We start from the raw sequence: 2,615 nt of genomic DNA, 5'->3' as shown, positions 1-2,615 counted from the left end.
AGGGCGTCGTATTGATAGGCCACCGGGCCGAGTACGCCGCGCTCTTCCAGCAGCCGCCCGGCCAGGTCGTACTTGAACGACAACCGGTCCGCGTCGATCCGCCGCTTGCGCCCGAGCGCGCTGGGCTGACGCTCGATCGCCAGCACCCGGTCGCCGTCGTCGTAGCGGTAGTCGAGCCGCGCGTCCTCGGTGATCTTGCTCAGCAGGCGGCCGGCCGCATCGTGTTCGAACTGCTGGCTCCGGCTGAGCTCCAGATGGTCCTCGCGGGAGTACTCGGTCGACTCAACCAGCAGCCCGCGCACGTCGTAGCGGTAGTCGCGGCGCAGGCCGTCGAAGCCGGTTTCCTCCTGCAGGCGGTCGCTGGGGTCGTAGCGAAAACGCCAGCTTTCGCCGTTCTCGTTGGTCAGTCGGTTCAGGCGCTGGGCGAGGTCGTAGAAGTAGCGGACACTGCTGCCGCGCGGGTCCTTGCGCCGGGTTGGCAGGCCGCGCGGGCTGTATTCGAACGCCGTGGTGTGGCCGTCGGCATTGCTGTGGCTGAGCACCTGGCCGAGGGCGTTGTAGCTGTAGCGCTCGTCTCTGAGCACCGGGCCTTGCAGGCGCAGCACTTCGCCGCTGGGGCGGCGGGTGATGGTTGTGGTGTGGTTCAGCGCGTCGGTGACGCTGACCAGGTGCAGGCGCTGGTCGTACCCGTAGCGGGTCTGCTGGCCGGAGCAGTCCTGGTATTTTTCCAGCAAGCCGAAGGCGTTCCACCACAGGTGGGTGGTGTTGCCGAGCGGGTCTTGCTGGGTGTGCGGCAGGCCGTTGTCGTGGCGCTGGTAGCGGGTGATTCCGCCGAGGGCATCGGTGCTGTCCAGCAGCACACCCTGGCTGTCATAGCGCCATTGTTCGCCGCTGCCGTCGGGGCGTTCGATGGCGCTGAGCAGCGTGGTGTCGAGGTGGTAGGTGTAGCGGGTGCTACGGCCCAGCGGGTCCTTTTCCTCGGTAAGGCGGGACAGCTCGTCGTAGGTAAACGCCAGCTCGCTGTCGTCCGGCAAGGTCAGACCGAGCATATTGCCGGCCGCGTCGAGCTGGATGGCGTAGCGCTCGCCGCCATAGTCCTGGCTGGCGATCACCCGCAGTTGTTCGTTGTAGTGAATCTCGGCGTTGCGCCCGATAGGGTCGCGGACCCGGGTGCAGCGCGCCTCCAGGTCATAACTGAACAGGTAGCGCTCGCCATCGGAGGTCTTGTGGTCGATTACCCGTGGGCCGTCGGCGAAGTGCGCCCATTGGTATTCGCAGCGCAGGCCGAGGGCGTTTTCGTGGCAGACCATCAGGCCGTCGGCGTAGCGGAAGCGCCGGACATGCGCGCCATTGCGGTCGGTGACCTGGGCCAACTGGCCGTCGGCGTCGTACTGGTAGCGGACCAGCACCTCCACCGGCTGGTTGTCGATGACCCGTTCGACCCGCGACAGCCGCTCGCCGTCGTAGCACAGGTGTACGCGGATGCCGCCCACCGCGTTGATATCGCTGAGGCGCTTGTGTTCGTCGTAATGGAAATGCTGGAACTGGCCGAGCGCATTTTCGATCCGGCGCAAGGCCGCAGGCTCGCCATCAGGCGCCAGCTCGCCGAAGTAGAAGAACTGGTTGTCGAGGGTGTGCAGCAGGTAGTGCCCGCCCTCGCTGCATACCAGCGCGAACTGCTCGTCCGCGAAGTAGACCCGCTCGCGCGGTTGCAGCCTGGGCAGTGCCAGCTCGCGGCCCTGGTTGTCGCGCAGGATCACCTGCTCGCCCGCGAGGCGCAGGCTCTGTTCCCACGGCAGCACCCAGCCGCGGCCGAGCAGGCCTTCGTGGCTCAGGTTGCTGGCATAGAAACGCCCCCAGCTGATCGGCATCAGGCCGGGCAGCACGAAGTCGGTCTCGCCGTCTTCCAGTAGAATCTTGCGTCCGTTCACGGCATCGACCGGGTGGCCGAACAGGCCGCCGAGCATGCGCGTCAGCGCCGGGCCGACGATGTATTGCCCGGCCACCTCACCAGCGACAAACCCGGCGGTGTACTTCAGCGCACACGGTGCCACGGCCTTCAGCGCGCCCTTGCCAGCCAGCAGCACGGTCTTGCCCAGCCCGCCGACCAGCCCGGCGGCGACCATCAGGTACTCCACGGTGGTACGCAGCCAGTCGGGGACTTCGTCCTGGATTTCCAGGTACACCTCGGGCTCGCCACCGATGAACACATTCGGCGAGCCGCTGTTGACCCGCCCACCGCAGGTCAGCCGGTCGCCGTTGCGTGCCGCCGGCTGGCCGTTGATAAAAACCTTGCCGGAACCTTCGGCAATCAGCGGCGGCGGGCTCGGGTGCTTGTCGCACAGGCCCGGGCTGGCGGTGGCGTAGGCGGCCGGCAAGCCGTTGATGAAGACGTTGGGCGAACCGCCAGCAATGCCCCCGGCGGGGGCGCTGATCATGCGGCCGATGCCTTCGCCCCACTCGACCAGCTGCGAACCGAGCGCACCCGCGGCGACGCCGGCAACCAGGCCCAGGACCACTGGCATCAACGCCAGCCCGGCACCGCAGGTGACGGTGGCAAACGCCACCGCGCCGACCAGCGCAATGCCCAGCGCCGCGCCAGCGAGAAACCCGCC

Annotated in this window: 1 protein-coding gene; it reads right to left on the bottom strand. The window is 67.6% G+C overall.

The genetic code is table 11. The features are described from left to right. The coding region (locus DCO48_RS22465) for a DUF6531 domain-containing protein (RefSeq protein ID WP_177410632.1) at positions 1-2,615 on the bottom strand (2,615 nt) is incomplete at both ends.

This window comes from Pseudomonas sp. SDI (genome assembly GCF_003105155.1).
In the GTDB taxonomy this organism is placed as follows: domain Bacteria; phylum Pseudomonadota; class Gammaproteobacteria; order Pseudomonadales; family Pseudomonadaceae; genus Aquipseudomonas.
This window is presented reverse-complemented; position numbering and strand designations above follow the sequence as displayed.